This window comes from Bradyrhizobium sp. RDI18 (assembly GCF_043203335.1).
Classification (GTDB): Bacteria; Pseudomonadota; Alphaproteobacteria; order Rhizobiales; family Xanthobacteraceae; genus Bradyrhizobium; species Bradyrhizobium retamae.
This window is the reverse complement of the sequence record NZ_JBICRN010000008.1, coordinates 5,039,837-5,065,526: the sequence shown is the minus strand read 5'-3', so window position 1 is coordinate 5,065,526 and position 25,690 is coordinate 5,039,837. Positions and strand designations below refer to the sequence as shown.

General features: G+C 61.7%; 21 protein-coding genes and 3 pseudogenes. 2 read left to right on the top strand and 22 right to left on the bottom strand.

The window, feature by feature from the left end; all coding sequences use genetic code 11:
* Positions 1-2: 2 nt before the first annotated feature.
* From ACFXS9_RS33555 to ACFXS9_RS33545, 3 genes are all read right to left on the bottom strand, one after another.
* Positions 3-707 (bottom strand): cytochrome c oxidase subunit 3, encoded by a 705-nt coding sequence (locus ACFXS9_RS33555; RefSeq protein WP_392696657.1) that lies wholly within the window; start codon positions 705-707, stop codon positions 3-5.
* On the bottom strand, positions 704-2,482 hold the full coding sequence (locus ACFXS9_RS33550; RefSeq protein ID WP_392696655.1) for a cytochrome c oxidase subunit I: 1,779 nt from the start codon (positions 2,480-2,482) through the stop codon (positions 704-706). The genes ACFXS9_RS33555 and ACFXS9_RS33550 overlap by 4 nt, the downstream gene beginning before the upstream one ends.
* Before the next feature lie 76 nt (positions 2,483-2,558).
* Complete coding sequence (locus ACFXS9_RS33545) at positions 2,559-3,392, bottom strand: cytochrome c oxidase subunit II (protein WP_392696652.1); 834 nt, start codon at positions 3,390-3,392, stop codon at positions 2,559-2,561.
* A gap of 533 nt (positions 3,393-3,925) precedes the next feature.
* On the opposite strand from ACFXS9_RS33545, the gene ACFXS9_RS33540 reads away from it, so the two are divergent.
* Positions 3,926-4,834, top strand: coding sequence for a DUF2189 domain-containing protein (locus ACFXS9_RS33540; protein ID WP_392696649.1), 909 nt, complete (start codon positions 3,926-3,928; stop codon positions 4,832-4,834).
* 549 nt (positions 4,835-5,383) lie between these two features.
* Here the strand turns inward: ACFXS9_RS33540 and trmB are convergent.
* The 17 genes and pseudogenes from trmB to murJ form a co-directional block, all read right to left on the bottom strand.
* Positions 5,384-6,127 carry a tRNA (guanosine(46)-N7)-methyltransferase TrmB gene (gene trmB, locus ACFXS9_RS33535; RefSeq protein ID WP_392696646.1) on the bottom strand — a complete coding sequence of 248 codons (744 nt, stop codon included), beginning with the start codon at positions 6,125-6,127 and terminating at the stop codon, positions 5,384-5,386.
* Positions 6,124-7,251 carry a M20 family metallopeptidase gene (locus ACFXS9_RS33530; protein WP_392696643.1) on the bottom strand — a complete coding sequence of 376 codons (1,128 nt, stop codon included), beginning with the start codon at positions 7,249-7,251 and terminating at the stop codon, positions 6,124-6,126. Before ACFXS9_RS33530 ends, trmB begins: the two co-directional genes overlap by 4 nt.
* Before the next feature lie 123 nt (positions 7,252-7,374).
* On the bottom strand, positions 7,375-7,791 hold the full coding sequence (locus tag ACFXS9_RS33525; RefSeq protein WP_392696640.1) for a helix-turn-helix domain-containing protein: 417 nt from the start codon (positions 7,789-7,791) through the stop codon (positions 7,375-7,377).
* Between the two features lie 260 nt (positions 7,792-8,051).
* Positions 8,052-9,661 (bottom strand): annotated as a pseudogene (gene lnt, locus ACFXS9_RS33520) (apolipoprotein N-acyltransferase).
* Positions 9,658-10,776 (bottom strand): hemolysin family protein, encoded by a 1,119-nt coding sequence (locus ACFXS9_RS33515; RefSeq protein ID WP_392696638.1) that lies wholly within the window; start codon positions 10,774-10,776, stop codon positions 9,658-9,660. Before ACFXS9_RS33515 ends, lnt begins: the two are co-directional and overlap by 4 nt.
* Before the next feature lies 1 nt (position 10,777).
* Positions 10,778-11,281 (bottom strand): rRNA maturation RNase YbeY, encoded by a 504-nt coding sequence (ybeY, locus tag ACFXS9_RS33510; protein ID WP_392696635.1) that lies wholly within the window; start codon positions 11,279-11,281, stop codon positions 10,778-10,780.
* Positions 11,282-11,364: 83 nt separating this feature from the next.
* A pseudogene (locus ACFXS9_RS33505) lies at positions 11,365-12,359 on the bottom strand (PhoH family protein).
* A 64-nt stretch (positions 12,360-12,423) separates the two neighbouring features.
* Positions 12,424-13,842 carry a tRNA (N6-isopentenyl adenosine(37)-C2)-methylthiotransferase MiaB gene (miaB, locus tag ACFXS9_RS33500; protein ID WP_392696632.1) on the bottom strand — a complete coding sequence of 473 codons (1,419 nt, stop codon included), beginning with the start codon at positions 13,840-13,842 and terminating at the stop codon, positions 12,424-12,426.
* Between the two features lie 351 nt (positions 13,843-14,193).
* Complete coding sequence (locus ACFXS9_RS33495; protein WP_392696630.1) at positions 14,194-14,592, bottom strand: hypothetical protein; 399 nt, start codon at positions 14,590-14,592, stop codon at positions 14,194-14,196.
* 143 nt (positions 14,593-14,735) lie between these two features.
* Positions 14,736-15,431 carry an HAD family hydrolase gene (locus ACFXS9_RS33490; protein ID WP_392696627.1) on the bottom strand — a complete coding sequence of 232 codons (696 nt, stop codon included), beginning with the start codon at positions 15,429-15,431 and terminating at the stop codon, positions 14,736-14,738.
* Between the two features lie 12 nt (positions 15,432-15,443).
* The gene (locus ACFXS9_RS33485) at positions 15,444-15,893 is read right to left on the bottom strand and encodes a Fur family transcriptional regulator (RefSeq protein ID WP_028347833.1); all 450 of its coding nucleotides are present in this window, start codon (positions 15,891-15,893) and stop codon (positions 15,444-15,446) included.
* A gap of 52 nt (positions 15,894-15,945) precedes the next feature.
* Complete coding sequence (gene rimI, locus ACFXS9_RS33480) at positions 15,946-16,431, bottom strand: ribosomal protein S18-alanine N-acetyltransferase (protein WP_057844713.1); 486 nt, start codon at positions 16,429-16,431, stop codon at positions 15,946-15,948.
* A complete protein-coding gene (gene tsaB, locus ACFXS9_RS33475; protein WP_392696622.1) occupies positions 16,428-17,123 on the bottom strand; it encodes a tRNA (adenosine(37)-N6)-threonylcarbamoyltransferase complex dimerization subunit type 1 TsaB in 696 nt (231 codons plus the stop codon). The genes rimI and tsaB overlap by 4 nt, the downstream gene beginning before the upstream one ends.
* A gap of 87 nt (positions 17,124-17,210) precedes the next feature.
* Positions 17,211-17,780: a NifU family protein gene (locus ACFXS9_RS33470; protein ID WP_392696619.1), complete on the bottom strand. Its 570-nt coding sequence runs from the start codon at positions 17,778-17,780 to the stop codon at positions 17,211-17,213.
* Between the two features lie 116 nt (positions 17,781-17,896).
* Positions 17,897-18,390 (bottom strand): annotated as a pseudogene (locus ACFXS9_RS33465) (universal stress protein).
* 276 nt (positions 18,391-18,666) lie between these two features.
* Positions 18,667-19,719: a tryptophan--tRNA ligase gene (trpS, locus tag ACFXS9_RS33460; RefSeq protein WP_392696616.1), complete on the bottom strand. Its 1,053-nt coding sequence runs from the start codon at positions 19,717-19,719 to the stop codon at positions 18,667-18,669.
* 80 nt (positions 19,720-19,799) lie between these two features.
* Positions 19,800-21,356, bottom strand: coding sequence for a murein biosynthesis integral membrane protein MurJ (murJ, locus tag ACFXS9_RS33455; RefSeq protein ID WP_392696613.1), 1,557 nt, complete (start codon positions 21,354-21,356; stop codon positions 19,800-19,802).
* 112 nt (positions 21,357-21,468) lie between these two features.
* Between murJ and ACFXS9_RS33450 the strand changes: the two genes are divergently transcribed.
* A complete protein-coding gene (locus tag ACFXS9_RS33450) occupies positions 21,469-22,470 on the top strand; it encodes an adenosine kinase (protein ID WP_392696610.1) in 1,002 nt (333 codons plus the stop codon).
* Between the two features lie 67 nt (positions 22,471-22,537).
* On the opposite strand, the gene ACFXS9_RS33445 is transcribed toward ACFXS9_RS33450, so the two are convergent.
* Positions 22,538-23,611, bottom strand: coding sequence for a UvrD-helicase domain-containing protein (locus ACFXS9_RS33445; protein WP_392696607.1), 1,074 nt, complete (start codon positions 23,609-23,611; stop codon positions 22,538-22,540).
* Positions 23,598-24,923, bottom strand: coding sequence for an ATP-dependent endonuclease (locus ACFXS9_RS33440; protein ID WP_392696605.1), 1,326 nt, complete (start codon positions 24,921-24,923; stop codon positions 23,598-23,600). The genes ACFXS9_RS33445 and ACFXS9_RS33440 overlap by 14 nt, the downstream gene beginning before the upstream one ends.
* Positions 24,924-25,690 lie beyond the last annotated feature (767 nt).

Here is a 25,690-nt window from a genome sequence, read left to right as displayed (position 1 = left end):
CCCTAGCTGAGCAGCCGGCGACAGATGTCGACGAAATCGTCGGTCCAGCCCGTCAACAGACCAAGCAAGACCAGCCAGACCAACAGCAGGAAATGCCAGTAGATCGTGCAGAGCTCCACACTCAGGCGCACCTGGGGCATCTCAGCGCCGCGCCACACCTTGCCAGTCGTTCTGCCGAGCGCCACCAGACCGCCCATCAGGTGCAACCCGTGCGCCGCGGTGATCATGTAGAAGAAGGAATTGGCTGGATTGGACGCCACGAAATAGCCCGCGGCCCTTAGCTGTTGCCACGCCAGCAGTTGCCCAACCAGGAATGTTACGGCAGACGCTCCCCCTGCGCACAGACCGACGATTACACCGTCCATGTTGTTCCGGTGCGCGGCCACGTATGCCCATTGCAGCGCGACGCTGCTCACGACCAGGACGCCGGTGTTGAACCACAGCAGCCCCGGCACGGGCAGCGCCCGCCAGTCCACCATGTTCATGCGCATGGAATAAGCGCTCATGAAAAGTGCGAACAACGAACTGGCGACCGCGAGAAACACTCCCAGTCCGATCTTCGCTGCCGGCAGGGTCATTGCTCCCGTGCCCGGGAAGTGATCGATCGAACCTTCTTCCAGCCAGGGTTTGGCTGTCAGCCGTTGCTGCGACAGCCACCATCCAATGATGACCGCTATCACAGCCATGAACAGGATGATGGCGCTCATGGCGCAGCTTCCTGAACGGCCCGTGTCGGTCGCGGCGGCTGGTTCTGCGGAATGAAATCTTCCTTGGCACCTGGCACGCTGTAATCATACGCCCAGCGATAGACCACCGGGAGCTCCTTGCCCCAGTTGCCGTGTCCGGGCGGTGTCTCCGGCGTCTGCCACTCCAGTGTTGTCGCCCGCCACGGATTGCCTCCGGACGGACGGCCCTTGAAATAGCTCCAGACGAGGTTGAACAGGAACACCATCTGGGCGAAGCCCACGATCAAAGCCACGACGGTGATAAAGGCGTTGAGCGTATGGACCGACGGCGTGATGAACGTCGCTTCGCCAAGGTCGTGATAACGGCGCGGGACACCCTGCAGCCCGAGATAATGCATGGGGAAGAAGATCAGATAGGCACCGAGGAACGTGACCCAGAAATGAAACTTGCCCATCCAGTCGTCCATCATCCGTCCCGTTACCTTGGGGTACCAATGATAGATCGCGCCCAGCACCACCATGATCGGCGCCACGCCCATCACCATGTGGAAATGCGCGACGACGAACATGGTATCCGAAAGCGGGACATCGACGACGACGTTGCCAAGGAAGAGGCCGGTCAGCCCGCCGTTCACGAACGTGATGATGAAGCCGAGGGCGAACAGCATCGGCACCGTGAGATGGATGTCGCCGCGCCACAGGGTCAGTACCCAGTTGTAGACCTTGATGGCGGTGGGGATGGCGATGATGAGCGTGGTCGTGGCGAAGAAGAACCCGAAGTGCGGGTGCATGCCGCTCACGTACATGTGGTGCGCCCACACGATAAAGCTGAGTGCGCCGATCGCCACAATGGCCCAAACCATCATGCGATAGCCGAAGATGTTCTTTCGCGCATGCGTGCTGATCAGATCGGAAACGATGCCGAAGGCGGGCAGCGCGACGATATAGACTTCGGGATGGCCGAAGAACCAGAACAGGTGCTGGAACAGGATCGGGCTGCCGCCGCCATACTTCATCTGCTGCCCCATTTCGACGAGGGCCGGCATGAAGAAACTGGTTCCCAGCAAGCGATCGAACAGCATCATGACGGAGGCGACGAACAGCGCCGGGAAGGCCAGCAGCGCCATGACGGTGGCTGTGAAAATGCCCCACACCGTCAGGGGCATGCGCATCAACGTCATGCCGCGCGTGCGCGCCTGCAGCACGGTCACCACGTAATTCAGCCCGCCCATGGTGAAGCCGATGATGAACAGGATCAGCGACGCCAGCATGAGAATGATGCCCCAATCCTGCCCGGGAGTGCCGGAGAGAATCGCCTGCGGCGGGTACAGCGTCCAGCCAGCGCCGGTCGGCCCGCCGGGCACGAAAAACGTCGAGGCCAGCACCAGGACCGCAAGCAGGTAGACCCAGTAGCTCAGCATGTTCACATAAGGGAAGACCATGTCCCGGGCGCCGACCATCAGCGGGATCAGGTAGTTGCCGAAGCCTCCCAGGAACAAGGCCGTAAGCAGGTAGATCACCATGATCATGCCGTGCATGGTGATGAACTGGAGGTATTGGTTCGCATCAATGAAGGAGAATGTGCCCGGAAATCCCAGTTGCAGGCGCATCAGCCACGACAGCACCAGGGCCACCAGGCCGATTGCCGTCGCCGTCAGCGAGTATTGGATGGCGATGACTTTGGCGTCCTGCGAAAAGACGTACTGCGTCCACCAGCTTTTGGGGTGATAGAGTTCAACCTCTGCCACTTCGGCAGGCGGAACGTCGACGGTTGCTTCATATGGAACATCGACCATAGAAATACCTCCTCGGTCGTTTCCGTCGGGGGTGAAGATTCGGTCTCACGCGCCCGATCTATCCTCGTAGCGGCACCTACTTGCCGCCTGATCTGTATGTCGCCTTCGTAACGGCGCTTCGGCCTGACAATTCCGCAAACGTCTTCTGTTGCTCTAGCCAGGCTTGATATTCGCTTTCTTCCTCGACGATGACCTTGGCCCGCATCTGGGCGTGCGCTGCGCCGCACAACTCGGCACACAGCACATCAAACGTTCCGGTTCGGATCGGAGTCATCCAGAAGTAGGTGACCATGCCGGGCACCATATCCATCTTGGCCCGGAACTCAGGCACATAGAAATCGTGCAGGACATCGACTGAGCGGAGCAAAACCTTGACCGGTTTTCCGATCGGGAGGTGCATCTCGCCACTTTCGATCACGACGTCGTCTTGCCCGTGCGGGTCGTCGCGATTCAGGCCCATAGGGTTCTCGGGACTGACGTGGCGGACATCGGTCGTGCCCATCCGGCCATCCTTCCCCGGCAGGCGGAAGCTCCATTGCCATTGCTGGCCCATGACCTCGATCTCGGTAGCGTTCGCCGGAACCGTGACGAACTGGTGCCAGACAAACAGTCCAGGCGCCAGCATCGCTCCGACGCCGATGGCCGTGCCGATGCTGAGCCACCACTCGAGCTTCTTGTTCTCCGGATTGTAGTGTGCCTGTCTTCCTTCCTTGTGATGGAAGCGGAAGACGCAATAGGCCATGAAAGCGATGACGGCGAAGAAAACCGCCCCAGTGATCCAGAAGGTTATGTTGATCGTGTCGTCGATGTAGCGCCAGTTAGTAGCGATCGGCGTCCACCACCACGGGCTGTAGATGTGAAACAGCACCGAGCCGACTGCGACCAGAAGCAATATGATGGCGACAATCATCCCTCATTCCTCCTTGCCACCTAAGGCAATGGAGACGAATTGGAGGGCGGAGCTCACACCGTCTGGATGGCTGACTTCACGTGCGCCATCGCAGTGTGTCTTGCCTCGCCCACTTTGACCGGTCGCGACATCCAAACGTGGCACCGAGCACACGTTACGACCGCTTACCATCAAGTCTGGGGCGTCAGAAATGAGGATGGTACGCGTCGGGGCTGGCGTCAATAGATCACTTCAGCAGATCACTTCAGCGTCGGGGCGCTGCGCGTATGCAGCCAGCACAATCGTTTGACATGACGCAATGCACCAAATGACCATGAACGTGCACAGTTCACCGAACCGTGAGCGCTGTCGGGATCCCATAGCGCTAAGTTGTCGAGGAGGTCGCGACAAGTTTCGTCCGGCTAAGCTCCTTTCGATGCACTTGGGTTTGCCGTACCCGGCTCGACCGCGACTCTCGCACATCAGGGCGGAGACGCGCATGTTGCGGCGCGTCGTTTCGACCGCCGCGGCTTTAAGCACGGGAGGGTGCGTCCATGGCCACTGTGTATTCCGACAACATCTCAAGAGCTGCACGGCACGTGTTCGGCGACGCCGCCACATATCCCGTTCGCAAAATCAAGCTGTCCGACCTGCGCGAGGCGCTGCGCCTCGGCTGGGAAGACTTCAGTGCAATGCCAAGTCACGCGGTTGTGCTGTGCGTGATTTATCCCGTTCTCGGAATTGCCGTGTTCAGGATGGTCCTTGGCTATTCGGTACTGCCGCTGCTGTTTCCGCTCGCCGCCGGGTTTGCCTTGATTGGCCCCTTTGCCGCGATTGGTCTCTACGAGCTCAGCCGCCGGCGCGAGCGCGGCGAGGAAGTCGGCGCATGGGATGCGCTTTCCGTGCTGCGCGCTCCGGCTTTCGGCGCAATGATCGAACTCGGCGTGCTTCTGCTCGTTCTGTTCGGAGCCTGGATCGGCGTAGCGAACGCTATCTACGTCTCAATCTTCGGCCACGCACCGGCTGCCAGCATCCCCGATTTTGCAACGCGCGTGCTGACGACGCCGGACGGATGGTCGCTCATCATCGTCGGTTGCGGCGTTGGTTTTCTGTTCGCCGTTGTGGCGCTCTGCGTCAGTGTCGTGTCGTTTCCGTTGATGCTCGACCGGCATGCGACTGCGATCGACGCCATCCGGACGTCGCTGCGGGCTGTCATGATGAATCCGGTTGCCATGGCCGGGTGGGGGCTGATCGTCGCGGCGCTGCTGGTGATCGGTTCGCTACCGCTCTTCGTCGGCCTGGCCGTCGTTCTGCCGGTGCTCGGCCATGCCACCTGGCATCTATACCGGAAAGTGGTGGAGCCGAATCCCAACCCTCCACAGGAAGAGCCCCATCTGCGGAAAGGACACCGCTACGCCGCGGACTTCCCGGCCAATCTCTTCCCGTGGAGCCGCGAGCGATAGAGCGTTTTCCAGCGAAAGCCTGCCCCGGACTTGATCCGGGGCGGACACCGGTTCGCGTCAAGAAAACGCGTCAAAACAAAATCTGGAGCCCGGTTCTGATTCAATCAGAACCGAAAGGCTCCAGCGCGTAACGGTGAAGTAGGACCCGGGGGATCGGAGCTGCCGAGTTCGTGTCCACGGGCCAATCGGTTTGACCCGCGTCGCCGCCTTGGCGCCGTTCGTTGCTGACCTACGGCTCTGGTTATCGGGGGCTAAAAATTGGCCCCCGACACCAACAGAGCTCCTCCCAGTGCCATCAGGAGGATGCCCGGCCAATTCTCGCCGAGCCCCAAGAATCGCACGCTACGCTGTGGCGGCTCCAAAGTTTGGCGGGCCGGTCTGGAGGAATCCCGGCCGCTAAGCGGCCCCCGCCAAATAGCGGTGCGCGTCATATACAGGATTCCGCCGAGCACGAGGAGCGCGCCAAGTCCCGTCAGGAGCATTACCGCCTCTCAATTCGTCGCCCCGCAAGGGGTGGACTCAAGCATCCAGGCTCGAAAAGGTTCCCCGCTAGCCGACCCGCCGAAACCGCAGATATGCCGCGACCCGCCCCTCGCGTTCGGCTTTGCGGCCGTAGCGCGTCATGGTGTAGCCGTCCCAGGGCTTTTGCCAGTCGGCGGCGCGCTCGGCGGTCCAGACAAAATCCGGCGAACGCATCAGATGCGCCAATGTCCAGGCGCAGTAATCGTCAATGTCGCTGACGAAACGAAACTCGCCGCCGTCCTTGAGAATACGCGCCATCGCCTTCACCGTCGCGTCCTGCACGAAGCGCCGCTTCCAGTGCCGCCGCTTCGGCCAGGGATCGGGATGTATCAGGTCGACCCGCGTCAGCGACCGCGGCGGCAGCCAGGCCACCAATTCCGCAGCGTCGCCGGCATAGAGCCTGATATTGCCGATGTTGTGTGCCTCGATCTGCGTCAGGATCTTGGCCATGCCGTTCACATAAGGCTCGCAGCCGATGAACCCGATGTTCGGATAGGCCTGCGCTTCCGCGATCAGATGTTCGCCGCCGCCGAATCCGATCTCGAGCCTGACATCCGCAGGTTGGCCATCGAACAGATCGGCAAGCCGCTCCGGCGCAGGCGTTGCGATGTCGAGCGCGAGATGCGGCAGCAGTTTGTCGATCAGGTCGGCCTGGTGGATGCGGAGCTTGTGGCCCTTGCGGCGGCCGAAGAATGAGCCGCGCGCATGCGTAGTCGCGCCGTCATCGGGCGGGGTGCCGCGATCTTCCGTATCGTTCGGGGCGGATATCATCGCAGCGTCTGATAGAGACGGTACAACAGCCGCGCCCTCGGCTCGATCGAGGAGATGTACATCTGCTCGTAATGGGTATGCGCGCCCTGGCCGTCGACGCCGAGGCCGTCGAGGGTCGCGGTATGCGGCGCGGTGAAATTGCCGTCGGAGCCGCCGCCGGTCGAGGTGTCGACCAGATCGAAGCCGATCTCCGCCGCAATCGTCCTGGCGTGCTCGTAGAGCGCGGCGCCAGCATTGCTCTTTTCGTATGGCGGTCGATTCAACTCGCCGATCACTCTGACGCTGACGCCCTCGGTGCGCGATTTCAGATTGAGGATTCTTGACGCGAGCTCGTCGGCATCCGACATCGTCGGCACGCGCAAATCGACCTCGGCGTAGGCTTCTTCTGCGATCACGTTCGGCCTGGTGCCGCCGCGGACAACGCCGACATTGACGGTGATGCCGCGCGCAAGATCGTTCATCGCCTCGAGCGTCTGGATGACATTGCCGAGTTCGCGGATGGCGCTGCGGCCGTCCTCCGGCCGGGTACCGGCATGCGAGGGCACGCCCTTGATGAAAACCTCGAAGCGCCCGACGCCCTTGCGTCCGGTGACGATCTTGCCGCCGTCGCGCGCCGGTTCGGTGACCAGCACATATTTCGCCTTGCGTCCTTCGGCCTCGATCAGCGCGCGCGAGGTCGGACTGCCGATCTCTTCATCGGAGACATAGAGCTGCGTGATACCGAGCGGCGGCCGTGCACTGTCGGCGCAGACTTGCCGAAACGCGTGATAGGCGAGATAGGCGCCGCCCTTCATGTCGTAGATGCCCGGGCCGAATGCGCTGTCGCCTTCGATCCGGAATGGCAGCCGCTCGATGAATCCAAGCGGATGCACCGTATCGAGATGGCTCAGCACCAGGATGCCCGGTGCGTCCTGTCCCCATGACGAGCGCGCCACCAGATGATCGCCGCAGCCGAAATGCCCGGCGATCCGCTCTACCGTCGCCGGCAGGCCGCGATAGCCTTCAGCGACAAGGTCGGCGAGCTTGTTGACCTGCTCGGGCGCTTCGGTTGGGCTCTCGATTTCGACCCAGTGGCGAATGCCCTCGAGGATCGGCGCGGGGTCGAAGGGATTGTTTGTCGTCATGACGTATCCGATACGGTGTCATGCCCCGATGCGCAATTGCACATCGCAGGCCCGCGCCAATGCAGGCGCGAAATGACGGCATATTCCGGAATACGAAATTATCAAACTGGTGCGGGATGAAAGTCAGCGCGGGTCCGGGCCGTCGCGCGACGCGATCTGCTCGACCAAGTCGACGATGGAGCGGCGCATTTTGGAATCGGTGATGCGCGTGAACGCGCGCGTCAGCGCCAGGCCCTCTGACGTCGCGAGAAAATCGGACACGTAGGCCGGAGAGGCGCCGTCGCCAAACCCGTCCGCATTCGCTATGCCGCTCGGCCCGCCATCGAACAGAAACGACACCGGCACCTGCAAAATCTCGGAAATCTGCTGCAAGCGGCTGGCGCCGACCCGGTTGGTGCCTTTTTCGTACTTCTGAACCTGCTGGAACGTGAGGCCGAGCGCTTCGCCCAGCTTTTCCTGACTCATGCCCAGCATGATGCGGCGCATCCGGACGCGGCTGCCGACATATTTGTCGACCGGATTGGGCGCTTTGGTGGACATCTGCATCACTCCTAGGATTGCGCGCCGGGAACGAGGCAGTGGAAATTCGCAGTGGAAATTCTATGCCTCAGGCGCGCCGGTACCGTCATATCCTGCTCGGAGGATCGGGTAGAATTGCGGACGATCTGAGCAACGGAAGTGACTGGTTGTCGTTTTTGGCTTGCAAGCGCAGAAAGCGAATCACAGGCTGTCTGTCAACTGGTGGAACCGCGCACGCAGCGTTTTTAGTAAACCAGTGACAACTCGGTCATGTGCAAATCTCAGGCAGCGTGCTTCGCAACGCGGCGTCTGACGACGACCAACAAGGCTGCGGCCACAATCACGGCCGCCGGGATATCTCCAAGGCGAGCATAAACCGTCGGCGACAGCGCGAACGGCAGGCTGGCATCCAGCACGCCTTCGATGCCGAGGCTGAGCTGCGCCACAATTCGTCCCGAGGGATCGATCACCGCCGAGATGCCGGTGTTGGCGGCGCGCACCATCGGCAGACCTTCCTCGATCGCACGCAGCCGCGCCTGCTGCAGGTGTTGGTAGGGGCCTGTTGAATTTCCAAACCAGCCGTCATTGGTCAGGTTGACGATCCAGCCGGGGCGGTCGTCACGCGCTGCAACATTTCCGGGAAAAATCGCCTCATAACAGATCAACGGTAGCGCGCGCGGCGCATTCGGTATCTCCATCGCGCGGCGCCGCGTGCCCGGAATGAAGCCGCCGTGGACTTTTGTAAGCTGCACGAAGCCGAGCTTCTCCATCCATTCCTGAAACGGCAGATACTCGCCGAACGGCACCAGATGCAGTTTGTCGTAGACCGACAGCACGCCACCGTCATGGTCGATCACATAGATCGAGTTATAGGCACGGGAGACGCGCACGCCGGGCGGGGTGTCCGGAGCGCGCACCGAGCCGGTCATCAGCACCGTGCCCTTGGGCAGGAGCTCGGCGATCTGTGCCATCGCGTCGGCTTCGCGCGTCAGGAAAAATGGGAAAGCCGATTCCGGCCAAATAAGGATTTGCACGTCGCGCACGCCGGTGGACTGCGGGCCTGAAGCGCGGTCGGACAGAGCAAGGTATTTCTGCATCACCTCCGCTTTGGCGCCATAGTTGAATTTGACGTCCTGCTGCAGGTTCGGCTGCATGATACGTAGCTTGACCTTGGTCAGAGCCGTCGGCTGCAGCGACAGCCGCACGGCGCCGTAAATTCCCATCGCCGCGAGCAGCAAGAGCGCCGCCACCGGCGCGATCCAGGGCTTGCGGCCGCGCGATGAACCGTCGATCAGCGCCGCCGGGCTGGCAAAGATCGCAACACTGAGGAAGGTCATGCCCCACAGCCCGATCAGCGACGCCGCCTGCGCCAGCGCCAAGGGCTCCGACAGCGCGTAGCCGAAGGCATTCCAGGGAAATCCCGATAGCACATAGCCGCGTAGCCATTCGCTGACCGTGAGCCCGATCGCGAGCGCCAGAACCCGCGACGCGTCCCGCGTCCAGATCAGCCGCGCCAGCGCGAATCCGAGCGCCGGAAACAAGGCGAGATAGGCCGGCAGGCCGAGCACTGCGAACGGCATCAGCCAGGCAAAGGTCGGCGCGTCGACCAGGAAGGCGTTGCCGATCCAGTAGAGCCCGGGGACGAAATAGCCGAGCCCGAACCAGAAGCCCGCCATCGCCGCCGCTGGCACCCGCGCCATTTTCCCGCCGCCGCGCCGTCGATCAGCCAGACCACGACCGGAAACGTCACAAACAGCACCGGCCAGGCGTTGAACGGCGCCATCGAAAGAGCCGACATGGCACCGGCGACGAGCGCGAGCGCCGCGCGCTTCCAGCCCCAGGCCAGGATGATCGAAAGTCCCGCGGCGCGGAATTTGCTGGTTGAAATCACTGCGAGCCGGCTCCATCGCCGGAAGCCGGCGGCGTATTGTCATTGGTCGGCGGCGCGCTGGTGTCGGGCGTGGCCTCGCGGCGGCTTCGCTCGCGCGTCGCGCGCGGCACCGGGCGCTCTTTCCGGATCCCGATCCGCAGCCGCTTGACCCGTCGCGGATCGGCATCGAGCACTTCAATCTCGAAATTGCCGGGGCCCGCAATGACTTCGCCGCGCACCGGCAGGCGGCCGACCTGCGCCACCAGATAGCCGCCAAGCGTCTCGACTTCCTCGCCGGCCTCGCCGGTGACGAATTCCTCGCCGATCATCTTGCGCGCATCCTCGAGGCTGGCGCGGGCATCCGCGATGAAGGCGTTATCTCCCTGGCGGATGATCGATGGCGGCTCATCGCTGTCGTGCTCGTCGTCGATTTCGCCGACGATCTGCTCGACGATGTCCTCGATCGAGACCAGCCCGTCGGTGCCGCCATATTCGTCCACCACCAGCGCCAGGTGGATGCGCGAGGCCTGCATCTGCGCCAGCAGATCGATCGCCCGCATCGACGGCGGCACGTACAGGAGCTTGCGGATGATGTTGGCCTCGGCCAGAGGCATTGCGAGGTCGACCGCGCGCAGGTCGAGCCCCGCCGGGAACGGCTTTTTGCGCTTGGGCTTGGTGGTATCGCCGACGCGCGCCTTCGCGGTCATGAATGCCAGCAGGTCACGGATGTGAACGATGCCCTCGGGGTCGTCGAGGGTTTCGTTGTAAACCACGAGCCGCGAATGCGCCGCGCTCTCGAACAGGCTCATTAATTCGCCCAGCGGAATATCTCGCTTGACCGCGACGATGTCGGCGCGATGCACCATCACGTCGGCGATGCGCCGCTCGTTGAGATCGAGGATGTTGCGCAGCATGGTGCGCTCGATGGCGGAGAAGCCGGCATCGTCGGGGGTGGACGTATCGAGCACGACCTGAAGATCGGCGCGCACCGATCCTCCCCTCCAGCCGAACAGCGTGCGGATCGCCCGTATCAGCCAGCTCTCGGCGGTCGGACGCAGCACCTCGCCTTCCTGCACCACCACCGGCAGGTTGGGCGTGTTGCGCGGGTTGTCCTGTATCGGGTCGGAGTCCGGCATTTCAGTCCATCCGCTCCCGGTCCGCATACGGATCGGGAATGCCGAGCTGCGCGAGTATCCCCCGTTCGAGATCCTCCATGGCCTCGGCGTCGTCGTCCTTCTCGTGGTCGTACCCGATCAAATGCAGGAACCCGTGAACCGCAAGATGGCTGAGGTGATGATCGAACGGCTTTTCTTCCTCATCGGCCTCTTTCCGGGTGGTCTCATAGGCGATGGCGATATCGCCGAGCATACGCGGCGCGTCCGCAGGCGCGCCCGCGGCCGGCTGCAGCGCCGGAAACGACAGCACGTTGGTGGGCTTGTCGATGCCGCGCCAGTTGCTGTTCAGCGTGCGGATTCCGGCATCGTCGGTCAGCATGACCGCAAGTTCCGTATCGCCGACGTCGGCATCGGCGATTTCGGCCGCCGCATTGATGGCGCGATGGATCACCGCCTCGGCCTCCGGCTCGGTCTGCCAGCAATCGGCGACGACGAGAACTTCGGTGAGGGGAAGGACGGAGGACACGAGCGTTCCAGCGGTTTGCATTGCAATGTTGGGGTTGCGGTCCCGGCCTGCCGGCGGCAGGTCCGGGCGCGAAGAGTTTGCGGTCAAGATTTTCCGGTTGCCGGTTTCTGCGGCAATCCCTCATAGGCGGCGACGATCCGCGCCACCAGTTCATGGCGGATGACGTCTTCCGCGGTGAATTTCACCTGCGAAATGCCTTCGACGTTGTCGAGCAGCTTGCAGGCTTCGGCAAGCCCCGAAGCCTGTCCGTTCGGCAGGTCGACTTGCGATGGATCGCCGGTGACGATCATCCGGCTGTTCTCGCCGAGCCGGGTCAAGAACATCTTCATCTGCATCGACGTGGTGTTCTGCGCTTCGTCAAGGATGATCACGGCATTGGTCAGGGTGCGGCCGCGCATGAAGGCCAGCGGCGCGATCTCGATTTCTCCGCCCTGCAATGCACGCTCCACCACCCGCGCGTCCATCAGGTCGTACAGCGCGTCGTAGATCGGCCTCAAGTAAGGATCGACTTTTTCGCGCAAGTCTCCCGGCAGGAAGCCGAGCCGCTCGCCGGCCTCGACCGCGGGGCGCGACAGGATGATGCGATCGACTTCCTTGCGTTCGAACAATTGCGCGGCATGCGCCACCGCAAGCCAGGTCTTGCCGGTGCCGGCCGGGCCGATGCCGAACACCAGCTCGTGGCGTTTCAGCGCGCGGATGTAGGAATCCTGCGCCGCGGTGCGGGCGCGCACCGGACGCTTGCGCAGGTTGATGGTCTCGAACGAGGGCTTTGCGGTCTTGGCGTCGAACTCGAACAGCGAGCCCTGCGCGAGGACGGCGCGGATCGCGCCTTCGACTTCGCCCTGCGAGAGATCATGGCCTTGAACGGCCTGCGAATAGAGCGTCTCCAGCACGCGCCGCGCGGCGTCGCAGCCGTCACGCGAGCCGGCGATGGTGATGTGGTTGCCGCGGAATCGACCACAACGCCGAGCCGCCGTTCGACCAGCGCCAGGTTCTGGCCGTAAGGGCCGACGAGGGCGGAAGCGGCGCGGTTGTCGTCGAAATCGATGACGACCTGGGTCTCGGGCGGAATTTGCATGTCGCGATCAAATTTGCGGCTGGGAGCGAGCGAAGATGAATCCGATGCGCTTTTTGGCAAGGGTTCAGGCTCCCCGAGTTTCTTGAGAAGATCTGGTCATGTATGAAAGCACTGAGGATCCGGCCCGCGTTGAGTGGCCAGCGAGTTCGCCGAGCAGGCTGTAACGCTCCAGGCTCTCGATCCTTACCGGCAGCACCTGTCCGATGATGTCGGGCGAGGCAAACACATGCGCGGGCTGAAGATAGGCAGTGCGGCCGACGATCTGGCCGGGATTGCGGGCCGCGCGTTCGAACAGCACATCGACCGTGTTGCCAATCATGGCCCTGTTGAAGGCCGATTGCTGACTGTCGATCAATTCCTGGAGCCGCACCAATCGCTCGTCCATTTCAGCCGCTGACACCGTCTCCCGCATGTCCGCCGCCGGCGTGCCGGGCCGCGGCGAATATTTAAACGAATAAGCCGCAGCGTACCCGATTTGCGTGACAAGCGCGAGGGTCGCGGCAAATTCTCCCTCGGTTTCGCCCGGAAAACCGACGATAAAATCCGATGAAAATGCAATATCTTGGCGCACTGAGCGAAAACGGTCGATGACGCGGCGGTAGTCATCGGCGGTATGCCTGCGGTTCATGGCGGCAAGAACCCGGTCGGAGCCGGACTGCACCGGAAGATGGACGAACGGCATCAGGCCTGCGAGATCGCGATGCGCTGCAATGAGCAGATCGTCGACGTCGCGGGGGTGGCTGGTCGAATAGCGCAGCCGCACGATGCCCTCGACTTCCGCCAGGCGATGCAACAGTCTGCCGAGCGGCCAGGTCCGGCCATCGGGTCCCTCGCCGTGATAGGCGTTGACGTTCTGCCCGATCAGCGTGATCTCGCGCACCCCGTTGTCGGCCAGCCGCTTCACGTCGTCGACGATCTTTGCGACCGGGCGCGAGACTTCCGCGCCGCGCGTATAGGGCACCACGCAGAAGGTGCAGAACTTGTCGCAACCTTCCTGCACGGTGACGAAAGCGGAGATGCCGCGCGCGCGGATCGCATCCGGCTTTGGGGCAGGGAGAAAGCCGAATTTGTCCTCGACTGGAAATTCGGTTTCCAGCGCGCGACCTTCGCTCTTCGCGCGCGCCAGTAGCTGCGGCAAGTGGTGATAGCTTTGCGGCCCGACCACGACGTCAACCGTCGGCGCGCGGCGGATTATCTCTTCGCCCTCGGCTTGCGCGACGCAGCCAGCAACCGCAATGCGCATCTCGCGCCCGTTGCGTGCCGCCTCGTCCTTGGCGACGCGCAGCCGGCCTAGTTCGGAGTAGACCTTTTCGGACGCCTTTTCCCTGATGTGGCAGGTGTTGAGGATCACCAGATCCGCATCGTCAGCGCTTTCAGTCTCGACAAAGCCCTCGCCCGCCAGCGTATCCACCATGCGCTGTGCATCGTAGACGTTCATCTGGCAGCCATAGGACTTGATGTGCAGCTTGCGCGGCGGCTTCATGGAACCTTGGGGTGCTGGGCTTATGGGCGCCAATCCGGGGCGCGGGGCTTAAGTATAGGCTAAAGTGCCGGAAATCCAGCGTTATAGGCGTCATTTTCGGGGCAAAGGCGCGCGTTTGCCCCATCGCAAAGCACGGCCAACCAGAAGAAAGTTAGTACCGGCAATTACAACACGAGCGCTACTAGCGGGAAACCTGCGTGTTCGATGCCCGATAAAGACATGAGCACAGCGCTCCCGCTGCATATTCAACAGCCCGTCCGCTTGCCCGTTACGCGCCGCTACGAAAGCCAACGAATCAAGGGCGATGATCCAAGGTCATTGCCAGTTTTTGCGCACCAGGCAAACTGACGCTCACTTGATTCCCAGGGCGTCCTTCAGTTCTGCCGCTTTCTTCATGCACCCTTGTTCGTCGCCAGCCACTGACATCTTGCGGGCTTCGGCCATCAGTTGGTTGGCATGTTCGGCGCTCTGGGTGCTGCTCTTGCTAGTGACTTGCTCCTGATGCGGTGAAGTGGGCTGCACGGCCGGTGCCGCTGATCCAGTGGTTTCAGGCTCAGCGCTCTTTTGCTTACCGGCCAGAACCTCCTCTTGGTGCTTGGTCCCCGGCATTCCCGATTCGCTAGGGCTCGCGCCCGTCCCCGCGGCAACGACATTCGGTTCGAGCGCCTTCAGTTCCTGGTTACAATCAGCAAACGCTGGCGGCGCGAAGATAAGGGCGAATGCTGCTGCGGTCACTATGCGTGTAGACATCTGAACCTCCTGCTTGAGGTTGTCTCTCGCTCGAAATGAGGGATACAGGAAAACGTCCGCCGATATTCAGTGGTTCCTCACATAACGAAGGTATCGGTGAAGATCCTGCTTTATGAAACAAAGCAGACATTGACCAATTCTCATTACACAGCCCGATTCGGTGTTGCCTTAACCCCGATCTTCTCAATAAGCCCGGGCAATTGCCGCATATCGTCGAACGTCGCGATGGCCCCGGCTGCGCGCAGCATCTCGGCATAGCCCGGCTGGCAATGGCTGCCGCCGTGAAAACCGAACACGGTCATGCCAGCGGCGCGGCCGGCGGTGACGCCGGGAACGCTGTCCTCGATCACGACGCAGCGTTCCGGCGCGACGTTCATCTGTCCGGCCGCGAACAGAAACAGGTCCGGTGCAGGCTTGCCGTTAGAGACCTGCGAGGCCGAAAAAATATTCGGCGCAAACCGATCATAAAGCCTGGTGCGGCCGAGGCTAATTTGCATGCGTTGATGCGAGCCGCTCGATGCCACGCAGACCGGCTGGGTGATGGCATCGAGCGCGCTGTGAATGTGCGGTATCGCTTCCAGATCGGCTTCGAACGTCCGGTGCAGTTCGTCCCGCAATTGCAGATGAAAATCGTCGGGCAGGGCGCGGCCGAGTTCGGCCTCGACTTCGAGGTTGGCCTGGCGCGTCGAGCGGCCGAGGAAGCGGTGAAACACCTGCTCCGACGTGATCGGATAGCCGTGGCGGCTGAGAATTTCCGCATGCGCGCGGCACGAAATGACCTCGCTGTCGACCAGCACGCCGTCGCAGTCGAAGATGACCAGATCGAAGTTAGGGTTCAAGTTGGCACGCGATCAGGATTTGTCGTCGTCGAGCGGCACGCAATAAAGCTCCAGCCGGTGATCGACCAGTTTGTAGCCGAGCTTGCGGGCGATCTCGGCCTGCAATTTCTCGATCTCCTCGGAGGTGAACTCGATCACTTTGCCGTCGCGCAGATTGATCAGATGATCGTGGTGGCTGTCAGGCATCTGCTCGTAGCGCGCGCGGCCCTCGCGGAAATCGTGCCGCTCGATAATGCCGGCATCCTCGAACAGCTTGACGGTGCGATATACCGTCGAGATCGAGATCTTGTCGTCGACCGCGACACAGCGGCGGTAAAGCTCCTCGACATCCGGATGGTCGGCCGATTCCGCGAGCACACGCGCAATCACCCGGCGCTGTTCGGTCATGCGCATGCCGGTGGCGGCGCAGCGAGCCTCGATGCCGGTATTTTTTTGCGCAGACGGGGATTTCAGTACGGGCATGACCTTGGGGCCTTGAAGAACACGTCGGGACTGTTGTGCCACCCTGCGCATATTACGACAAGTCACGCCGCATCAGAAGTGCATTCAATTGCTCCCCGCCGGGCTGCTGATAGTAGCGTTCCCGGCGGCCGACGACCTCGAAGCCGGCCCATTCGTACAGCCGCCGCGCCGGCTGATTATTTTCTTCAACCTCGAGGAACACCTTGCGCACGCCGCGGCCGGCGAGATGGCCGAGATGCGTCAGCAACAGGTTGCGTGACAGGCCACGGCCACGCTCAGTCGCGTCGATGGCGATCGACAATAGCTCCGCCTCATCGGCTGCCATGCGCGACACCGCAAAGCCGATGATCTTGCGCCCGAGCCTGAGACGGTGAACGAGCGTGTTGCGCTCGGTCAGCATCACCTCGAATTCGCCTTCGCCCCAGCCGCGGTGAAACGATGCGCCGTGCAGTTGCGCCAAACGTGCCGCATCGCGTGGAATGGCCGGTTCGATCACCGAAGTGCCGCCGCCCCACCATTCGGTCAACCATGTCATCATGATGCCGGCGGCTGCGATGCGTCGGGTACCGGACTTTTCGGCGGCTTGGCGTCAGGCGCGCGCAGATAATAGGGTCGTGCCGGTGAGTTCTCGGGATTGACCGCGGCGCCCAGCCACGCCACCCAGGCGATGTCGGGCGCGGGCTGCTGATTGATTTTGAAAGGCGGCGGCGCGTCGGCCGGCCAACGCTCGGCGATCATTTTCGCCGCATTGCCGACCAGATGCGGCGCGCCGAAGCGCGCCGCGTCGAGCGCTTCGGCGATCGGCGCCACCTTCGGCTTGACCAGCGAACTGCCGTCGCCGCCGAGCACCTGGAAATAGACGTGATCATGCCGCGCATCGATCGCGGCGATGACGGGATGTTCGCTGCTCTCGCTGACGATGGGGGCGGCAAACACGGTCAGTGTCGTTACGCCCACCACGGGTTTGCCGGCGGCGAGGGCAATGCCGCGGGCGGCGGACAGGCCGACACGCAATCCGGTAAAGCTGCCCGGACCGGTCGTCGCGGCGACGCGGTCGAGCGCGGCAAAGGCAACGCCGGACGCCTTCATGACGCGCGCGATCAGCGGCATCAGCGCCTCGGCATGACCGCGCTTCATCGCCTGCGATTCCCGTGCGATGACGCCGCCCGCGGTGTCGAGCACGGCCGCGGCGCAGGCATCGAGCGCGGTATCGATGGAAAGGATCAGCATGAGGGGGCGAATAGCGAATGGTGAGTGACGAATAGATTATCGATATCCGTCTCTATTCGCCACTCGCTACTCGCCATTCGCGTCCCCTTACATCGGCCGGACTTCGACCACGTCGGGCACGAAATGCCTCAACAGATTCTGGATGCCGTGCTGCAACGTCGCCGTCGAGGACGGGCAGCCGGCGCAGGAGCCCTTCATGTTGAGATAGACAACGCCATCCTTGAAGCCGCGGAAGGTGATGTCGCCGCCGTCATTGGCCACTGCCGGCCGCACCCGCGTCTCGATCAGGTCCTTGATGGTCGCCACCGTGTCGGCGTCGGCCTCGTTGAAGAACTCGCCGTCCTCGTCCGCCGCCTCGTCATTGCCGGCGGTGCCGTCGGCGAGCAGCGGCGCGCCGGACATGTAATGCTCCATGATGGCGCCGAGGATCGCGGGCTTGAGGTGTTGCCAGTCGCCGTCCGCCTTGGTCACGGTGACGAAATCGTAGCCGTAAAACACGCCGGAGACGCCGGGCACGGCGAACAGTCGCTCGGCGAGCGGAGACCGGGCGGCGGCTTCGCGATTGGCGAATTCCAGCGTGCCGGTGTCGAGCACGGTGCGACCAGGTATGAATTTCAGGGTGGCGGGATTGGGCGTGGCTTCGGTCTGAATGAACATTGGTTTTCTCCGGCGTCACCGGTTCAAGGCCGGCGCGTGGGGTGTCCCATAGCAGATGGCGACGGCGCGCGCACGGTCAAGGGGAGAAATCAGAAATTCTCTAACCAGATCAAGCCCTAAGACAGTCCGTCGATCTCGGCATCGCTGAGATCGCCGGGGACGATGACGACGGAATCGGGAACGAGCCGGCGGCCTGGGCCATCATGCTGATCAGCGGTCCCGGCCCCTCGGGACCCGGATTGGCCGCCAGCACCAGCATCGAAATATCGACGTCCTGGTCGATCACGTCGAGAATCTGGGTGGTGGGATCGCCCTCGCGAATCACCCGTTCGGGCGTGATCGCGGCGATGCCGTTGGCGCGGCCGGAGGCGCGGTCGAGCGCTTCATTGGCGGCGTCCTCGGCCTCGGCGCGCATCAGGTCGGCGACACCAAGCCATTGCTGGTTCTGGTCTTCGATCGCGATGATTCGCAGCATCACCACGCCGCCGCCGACGCGCACGGCCCAGCGGCTGGCGTAATACACCGCGCGGTCCCATTCCGCGGTGTCGTCAACGATGACGAGGCATTTCGGTTTGTGACCCGTCTCGTAGCTTCGTCGCTGGGTGGTCATGCATGTCCCGGTGCTGCGCCAAACCGCCGCATGCTGCCACGGCGCAGCCGTCTTCGACAAGCGGCGACGCTGTTCCTCAATCTCGCGGCGATGAAATCTTACCCTCCCCTGGAGGGGAGGGTCGGCTCGCATGAGCGCAGCGAACTGCGAGACGGGGTGGGGTGACAGTCTCTCAACTCGGGCACTGATCGAAACGAGAGACCGTCACCCCACCCCGCCGCTTCGCGTCGACCCTCCCCCTCCAGGGGAGGGTGAGCACCCGTCTCCGGATACGTTCTAGCTCTTTCGGATGAAACCGACGATGTCCCGCGTCGCCCGCATGGTTTCGTCGGCGAGGACGCGCGCGCGGTCGGCGCCGTCGACCAGGATCTTGTCGACATGGCCGGGGTCGGCGACCAGCCGCTTCATTTCGGAGGCGATCGGCGAGAGCTTTGCCACGCAAAGTTCCACCAGCGCATTCTTGAAGCTGGAGAACTGCCCGCCGCCGAATTCGCGCAGCACATCGGATTTGCTGCGCTCGGCCAGCGCCGCATAGATGCCGACGAGATTGTCGGCCTCGGGCCGGTTCTCCAGCCCCTTTTCCTCCGACGGCAACGGTTCCGGATCGGTCTTGGCTTTCCGGATCTTTTGCGCGATCAGGTCGGCGTCGTCGGTCAGGTTGATGCGCGAATTATCAGAGGCGTCCGACTTCGACATCTTCTTGGTGCCGTCGCGAAGCGACATCACTCGCGTCGCCGGGCCGGTGATAAGGGGCTCCGGCTGCGGGAAGAACAGGCCGTCGTCGAAACCGTGGCCGCGTATCGAATCGCCGAAATCATTGTTGAATTTCTGCGCGATGTCCCGCGAGAGCTCCAGATGCTGCTTCTGGTCCTCGCCGACCGGCACATGGGTGGCGCGGTACAGCAGAATGTCCGCCGCCATCAGCACCGGATAGTCGTAGAGCCCGACGGAGGCGTTCTCGCGGTCCTTGCCGGCCTTCTCCTTGAACTGCGTCATGCGGCTGAGCCAGCCGATCCGCGCCACGCAGTTGAAGATCCAGGTCAGCTCGGCGTGGCCGGCGACCTGGCTCTGGTTGAACACGATATGCTTGTTCGGATCGATGCCGGCAGCGATGAAGGCCGCCGTGACCTCGCGGGTGTTGCGGGCCAGTTCTGCCGGGCCGCCCCAGACGTCCATGCCCATCGTGATCGCGTGCATGTCGACGACGCAATAGATGCAGTTATGAGTTTCCTGCATCTTCACGAAGTTGACGATCGCGCCGAGGTAATTGCCGAGATGCAGATTACCGGTCGGCTGGACGCCGGAAAAAACCCGTTCAACAAAAGCCATTGTCAGCTTCCCCAAGGATCCTGTATCGGATGCCTGTTTCGCGCCGTCGTTTGCCACGCAGGGGCTATCAGCGCAAGCCGCTACCCCTTTGCTTGCCTGACGGCGTTAACCGCGTCGCGCCAGCCGATGACGCCGAAAAGCCTTAAGAGCAGGCCGTAAATCGCAATTCCTGCCGAGATCACGACCAGCAGCAGGATGGCCTGTATCAGGCCGTGCGCGCTTGGGGTGAGGGAAGGCAGCGACCGTGTCGCAAGCCACAGCAGCGCGCCCATGGCGAGCGCCGCCAGCGCGATGCGCGGCAGCCGCCGTTTTGCTTCCGTGTCGATCGAAAACCCGAAGGTTTTCGCGCCGCGGCGGATCAGGCTGAACGCCATGCTCCAGGCGCCAACAGCAATGGCCGCCGCGATGCCGTCTGCGCCGTACCAATGGCTGAGCAGGAAGGCAGAAGCGATCGCCAGCACCACGCCTTTCAGCGCGGCGGTCAGCGGCGTCATCGTATCCTCGCGTGCAAAGAACGCCGGCGACAGCGCCTTCACCAGCACATGCGCCGGCAACGCCAGCGTCAGCCACATCAGCGCGCGGGCGGTGGCTTTGGTATCATCGGCGGTGAACGCGCCATGCTCGAACAACAGCCGAACGATTGGTTCGCTCAGCACGATCAGGCCGAGCGTTGCGGGCAGTGCGAGGCCAACCGCGAGTTCGAGGCCGCGGGATTCGGCGTGAGCAACGGCAGCGCGGTCCTCAGCCCGTACCGCGCGCGTCAGTTCCGGGATCAATACCGTGCCCATCGCGACGCCGACAATGCCGAGCGGCAGTTCGACCAGCCGGTTGGCGAAATAGAGCCACGACACCGCCGACGGCGACGAGGACGCGATGATCGCGCCGGCCACGACAAGCAATTGCGGCGCGCTCGATGCCATCATGCCCGGCACAGCCTTGCCGAGAAAGCCGCGGATCTCCTTGTCGAACGAGACGCGCAAGGGGCTCGCGACGGGTGTCGCGACGTTCTCGCCACGGCGCAGCACCAGCACGGAGAGTTGCAACAGCCCGGCGACGCCGACGGTTGCGGCGATGATCTGCGCGGCCCGGGTCGCATTCGGCTGCACGACCAGCAGCGCTGCCATCACCGCGATCAGCGCGATGTTGAACAGCAGCGGCGAAAACGCGGTCAGCGCAAATCGCCCCTGTGCGTTCAAGAGCGCCATCATCACCGTCACCGGACCGGCAAAGGCGAGGTAGGGCAGCATCAGCCGCGCATTGTCGACGGCGAGCTGCAAGCTCTCGCGCCCCGTAAATCCCGGCGCCAGCACGGTGATGACGAGCGGCATGACGAGCGCCAGCAATGCCGTGGTAACGATCAACACAGCCGTGATCGTGCCGAGCACGCGGCCCGCATATGCCGCCGCAGCCGCCACGCCGCCGGTTTCTCGGACGCGCAGCCATGAAGGCACCAGCGCGGCGTTCAGTCCGCCCTCGGTCAGCAGCCGTCGCACCACATTGACGAGCTGAAACGCCGCCAGGAAGGCATCCGCCACCGACCCCGCGCCAAGCAGCGCGGCGAGCGCGGAATCGCGCACGAATCCGAGCAGCCGCGAGGCCAGCGTTCCCGAGGATACCGTTAGGAAAGAGCGGATCATGGCGGGCTGTATAGCAGCAGCTTCCCTTGCTGGCGCTACGCCGATCTGGTAGGCCGCAGCCTTCTTAGCCGTGCTCGGCTTCTTCGCGCAACGCCGTAAACAGGACGGGTGGATGACTGACGCAAAATACGACGTTCTCGCTATCGGCAATGCGATTTTCGACGTCTTCGCGCAAACCGATGAGAAATTCCTGGCCGACCACGGCATGACCAAAGGCGGCATGGCGCTGATCGACGAGGCCCGCGCGGCGTCGATCTACCGCGACATGGGCCCGGCGACGGAGGTGTCGGGCGGATCGGCCGCCAACACCATTGTCGGCATCGCCAATTTCGGCGCTCGTGCCGCCTATGTCGGCAAGGTCAAGAGCGACCAGATCGGCGGCCTCTACACCCACGACATCCGTGCCGCCGGCGTCGCCTTCGAGACCAGGGCGGCTGAAGCCGGCCCCGCCACCGGCTGCTCCTACATTCTGGTGACGCCGGATGGCGAGCGCACCATGAACACCTATCTCGGCGCCGCGCAGGCCCTTAATCCATCCGACATCGACGAGGCGCAGATCGCGGCATCGCGCATCGTCTATCTCGAAGGCTATCTCTGGGATCCCCAAAACGCCAAGGAAGCCTTCGTCAAGGCCGCGGGCATCGCCCATGGCGCCGGCCGACAGGTGGCGCTGACGCTTTCGGACTCGTTTTGCGTCGATCGCTATCGCGACGAGTTTCTCGACCTGATGCGCAAGCGCACCGTCGATCTCGTGTTCGCCAACGAGGCCGAACTGCATTCGCTGTATCAGACCTCCGATTTCGAGGGCGCGCTGAAGCAGCTCCGCACGGATACAAAACTCGCCGTCGTCACCCGCAGCGAGAAGGGCTGCGTCGTGGTGTCGTCCGATGGCGTTGTCGCGGCGCCGGCGTTCCCGATCGAAAAGCTCGTCGACACGACAGGCGCCGGCGACCTGTTCGCCGCCGGCTTCCTGTTCGGCCTGGTGCGCAACGCGAGCCATGAGACCTGCGGCCGGCTCGGCGCGCTGGCAGCGGCCGAGGTGATCCAGCACATCGGCGCGCGGCCGCAGGTGTCGCTGAAGGAGCTGGCGGGGCAGAATGGGTTGGGGGTGTAGGGAAGCCGAATAGAGATTTACTTCGTCTTAGCTCCACAATTTTCAACAAGCGATGGAGCATCGTGCGCTACGGCTGGTACAGGGGAATGCCTGAGATGAGCGTATCGTCATCTACAACGAAGGCGACGCTCTGCCGCGCGCGAGTGATGGCCACGTAGAGCTTAGGTATTTCTTTGCCGGCGTCTTCAAGTTTAGCCGAAACCAGAAACTTGCGTAGAGGACCGTGAGGAAAAATCAGCGTACGCTCGAAAGTCATGCCTTTGGCATTACCGTAGTTGATAGGATTGCCGTCAATTTCGAAAGTCCGGTTGTAGCGCAGTGCCTGCGGGTTGAAGCGTAGGCGGTATGCCTCGACGTCACTTGCTCGTACGGCAAAAATACCATCGTGCTCCGTCACCGCGTTGTTTTGGGATGCCGTCTTTGGAAGCCCTGGGTATAGGCGATCCGCGAAGTCACAGATCGATTGAACGCAACGCTGGCTTTGAGTTTGATATTCGATTGTGCAGAAGCCTGCCCGACGCCATTCCTCGAATTTGTCTACAATCTTAGCGCGTGCATATTGCTTGTTCTTCTTCGCGTCGTTTGTAGTGTAGGTCGCCTGACGGTGGTCACCTACCATGATCACATTCGTTGTCGATTTAAGGAGATGTTCTACTAGTTGGAGGTCGAACCCTGCGAGGTCTTGGCTTTCATCGAGATAAAGGCGGTCGAAGACGCGTTCAAAGCGCCGAATTGGCAGCCCGCCGGTTTTTTGGATTACCTCACAGGCAAACTTAGAGACCTTGTCGCGGTAGATGATGCCCGACTGCGAAAAGTAGTGACGCTTCACGTCGGTAGCCGGAATGTACTTGGCCGATTGTCCCTGGTTGAAGTTGATCCGCGAAATCCGAGGTGCATAGAGGCAGTTCTGATAAGGTCGGACGAAATGCCGAAGTAAGAACGAGAACCACGTTGATATGATGACTGAGGATGGAACGTGCCCATAGCGCTGATGCGCCGTTTTTGAAAGTTCGCCGGCGCCGTTGATCGTGTAAGTCACGAGCGCCGATCTAGCGTGTGTGTTGTTACAGGCTTCATCGACAATTGATGTCGTCTTGCCAGAGCCAGCGCAGGCTAAGACAATGCGATTACCGTATTGCATGCTGAATATAACTAGGAATATCGAACGGCGTCTCGCTGTCGAAGATCCTGAGTGCAGTATCTGCTTTGTTGTCCTTCATGTGCGCTAACAATTGCAGATCGTCGGAGAACGCGGTGCCGAGAATCTTATTGAGCTTTGCTAGCCCGTTCGCCTTGAGTAATTGTGGCTCAAGTGTGGGGTATGCGTCGTCTTCCCCAATGCAGATATTGATGTTTTCTTCTGAGGCGTATTCGGAATAGTTGGCATTCTTAGCGGCAGTTTTACTGTCATTATCTGTGACAACAGACACCGCGATCTTGAGAAGCCTAGCGATATCAAGAAAGCGTTTAAAAGCGAGCGAATTGACCGAAATTACCTCGACTCCGGCTTCGAGCGGCATCTTCCCATAAGTTTGAAGGAATGCCTTCTGAACGACGAGTTCGTCGGAAGGGCCTTCGACAAGGATTGTGCGCTTTGCCAGAATCATACGTAGCGTGTCGTGTCCCGGCAACTTCTTAAAATACGCTTCAGTTGAAGTGGGCAGGTCGTTGAGTCGAATCGCCGTTCTGCCGTCGAACAGAAGCGTGTTTTCGACGCCTAGCTTGTTCAGAACGAAGCTGCTGTGCGTTGTGATGATAAGTTGCCTCCCTCTCGATTTGGAGACAATCGCTCCTATCAGGCGGTTGAGATTTGTATGCGAAAGATGGTTCTCCGGTTCTTCCATGAGTAAGACGTGGCAAACATCGGGAGCCTCCATTGCCAACTTGATCTTTATGGCACTCTGTTCTCCTTTGCCAACCAGCGTTAGTGGTATGTCGTTTAGGTGCGGTAGAATTCCCGCCTCCCAACTCGCCTTCGATGTAACGTCCATAGCTACAGAGAGCCGTTTCTCAGACACTACGCCCGTTTTTGAGGCGAGATCGCTGTTAAGTGCGGCGATCCGGCTGTCACTAAGGAATTCGTCGCGCATTTGACGATAGGAAAGCGCAAGATCGACTGCCTGCGTCTTGGTAAGATAGTCGCGGACGATCTCCATAACGTAGCGGCTTGCTCCGCTAGCGTTTGAAATTGAACTCGGATCAATTAGTACCGACTTAAGCGGGACAGCTCGCGGCGTGAGTATCTGGCCTGCGAAGCTTTGCCAAACAATCTCGTAGTACTCTACAGGGACGCTGTTGAGTTCTTTCCGCGATACATACTCTCGGTATTCTTCCTTGAAGTTTTCATCTAGCCGAATGGCAAGGCTAATGCCCGGTTGGTCAATCATCTCGCTATTGATCGTGCCCTTTAGATCAGCGAGTGACTTGTCGTCTCTAAAATAGAGTTCGATCAAAATCTCTGGTGGAGGCTGTAGTTTGCCCGCCTTATGAGCGGCGACAAATTCGCCAACACTGTCACTGTTAAATAAGAAGGGATGGAGTTCGTAAGCAGCGGGCCGCCGCGCTAACTGGCACTTGAGTGCAAGGTTGATGGCTTCAAGTAGGGTCGATTTGCCGGTTCGTTATCCCCCACGATGATATTCGTGCCAGCCCCAAGTTTGAGGTCGACTGCCCGGAGGGTGCGGTAGTTCTTAATAATGATGCGTTCGATAGTCATGAAGGAATCGACCTTAAAATGGCCAACCCTTGCGCGTTCGTCTGTAAGTTGCAAGGTCTGTTGCGGTTCTTCCTCTGCTCTTTGATGAGCTCTTGGAAAACCGGTTGTTGTCCCTTCGAGGTGTGGCAAGTGCCCAGCACTGATTTGCCCGACAACGCAAATCAAAAACCGCCCCTTCGCAAAAATAATTCGCTTCGCGATTGACCCAAATCAGTCCTACAACTTCCGCCATCCCGTCCCCCACAGAGGGGCGTTTCGCGATCGTCACTAAACGCGGGGCGGGGTGCGGTGGACGCGGCAGCGTCGGGCGCGCAGACGTCGTCGCAGGGTGGGCTCGTTGAGCCCGTGAGCGAAGGGACGGCACGCAGACGACCGATGCTAAGGCGCTTCTCGCCGGACTTCGGCGGATGGGTACCAAGCCCGTCGAGGCCTCTGGCGAAAGGCGTGCCGCGTACGGCCAAGTCGTGTGGTCCTGGCACCCGTGGCTGGTGTCAAGTCCGCGGG

Excerpts from the sequence above, each read along its gene's own strand:
- ACFXS9_RS33555 (WP_392696657.1), bottom strand. The coding sequence starts at position 707 with ATGAGCGCCATCATCCTGTTCATGGCTGTGATAGCGGTCATCATTGGA.
- ACFXS9_RS33550 (WP_392696655.1), bottom strand. The coding sequence starts at position 2,482 with ATGGTCGATGTTCCATATGAAGCAACCGTCGACGTTCCGCCTGCCGAA.
- ACFXS9_RS33545 (WP_392696652.1), bottom strand. The coding sequence starts at position 3,392 with ATGATTGTCGCCATCATATTGCTTCTGGTCGCAGTCGGCTCGGTGCTG.
- ACFXS9_RS33540 (WP_392696649.1), top strand. The coding sequence starts at position 3,926 with ATGGCCACTGTGTATTCCGACAACATCTCAAGAGCTGCACGGCACGTG.
- trmB (WP_392696646.1), bottom strand. The coding sequence starts at position 6,127 with ATGATATCCGCCCCGAACGATACGGAAGATCGCGGCACCCCGCCCGAT.
- ACFXS9_RS33530 (WP_392696643.1), bottom strand. The coding sequence starts at position 7,251 with ATGACGACAAACAATCCCTTCGACCCCGCGCCGATCCTCGAGGGCATT.
- ACFXS9_RS33525 (WP_392696640.1), bottom strand. The coding sequence starts at position 7,791 with ATGTCCACCAAAGCGCCCAATCCGGTCGACAAATATGTCGGCAGCCGC.
- ACFXS9_RS33515 (WP_392696638.1), bottom strand. The coding sequence starts at position 10,776 with ATGCCGGACTCCGACCCGATACAGGACAACCCGCGCAACACGCCCAAC.
- miaB (WP_392696632.1), bottom strand. The coding sequence starts at position 13,842 with ATGAAGCCGCCGCGCAAGCTGCACATCAAGTCCTATGGCTGCCAGATG.
- ACFXS9_RS33495 (WP_392696630.1), bottom strand. The coding sequence starts at position 14,592 with ATGTCTACACGCATAGTGACCGCAGCAGCATTCGCCCTTATCTTCGCG.
- ACFXS9_RS33485 (WP_028347833.1), bottom strand. The coding sequence starts at position 15,893 with ATGCCCGTACTGAAATCCCCGTCTGCGCAAAAAAATACCGGCATCGAG.
- rimI (WP_057844713.1), bottom strand. The coding sequence starts at position 16,431 with ATGATGACATGGTTGACCGAATGGTGGGGCGGCGGCACTTCGGTGATC.
- tsaB (WP_392696622.1), bottom strand. The coding sequence starts at position 17,123 with ATGCTGATCCTTTCCATCGATACCGCGCTCGATGCCTGCGCCGCGGCC.
- ACFXS9_RS33470 (WP_392696619.1), bottom strand. The coding sequence starts at position 17,780 with ATGTTCATTCAGACCGAAGCCACGCCCAATCCCGCCACCCTGAAATTC.
- trpS (WP_392696616.1), bottom strand. The coding sequence starts at position 19,719 with ATGGCTTTTGTTGAACGGGTTTTTTCCGGCGTCCAGCCGACCGGTAAT.
- murJ (WP_392696613.1), bottom strand. The coding sequence starts at position 21,356 with ATGATCCGCTCTTTCCTAACGGTATCCTCGGGAACGCTGGCCTCGCGG.
- ACFXS9_RS33450 (WP_392696610.1), top strand. The coding sequence starts at position 21,469 with ATGACTGACGCAAAATACGACGTTCTCGCTATCGGCAATGCGATTTTC.
- ACFXS9_RS33445 (WP_392696607.1), bottom strand. The coding sequence starts at position 23,611 with ATGCAATACGGTAATCGCATTGTCTTAGCCTGCGCTGGCTCTGGCAAG.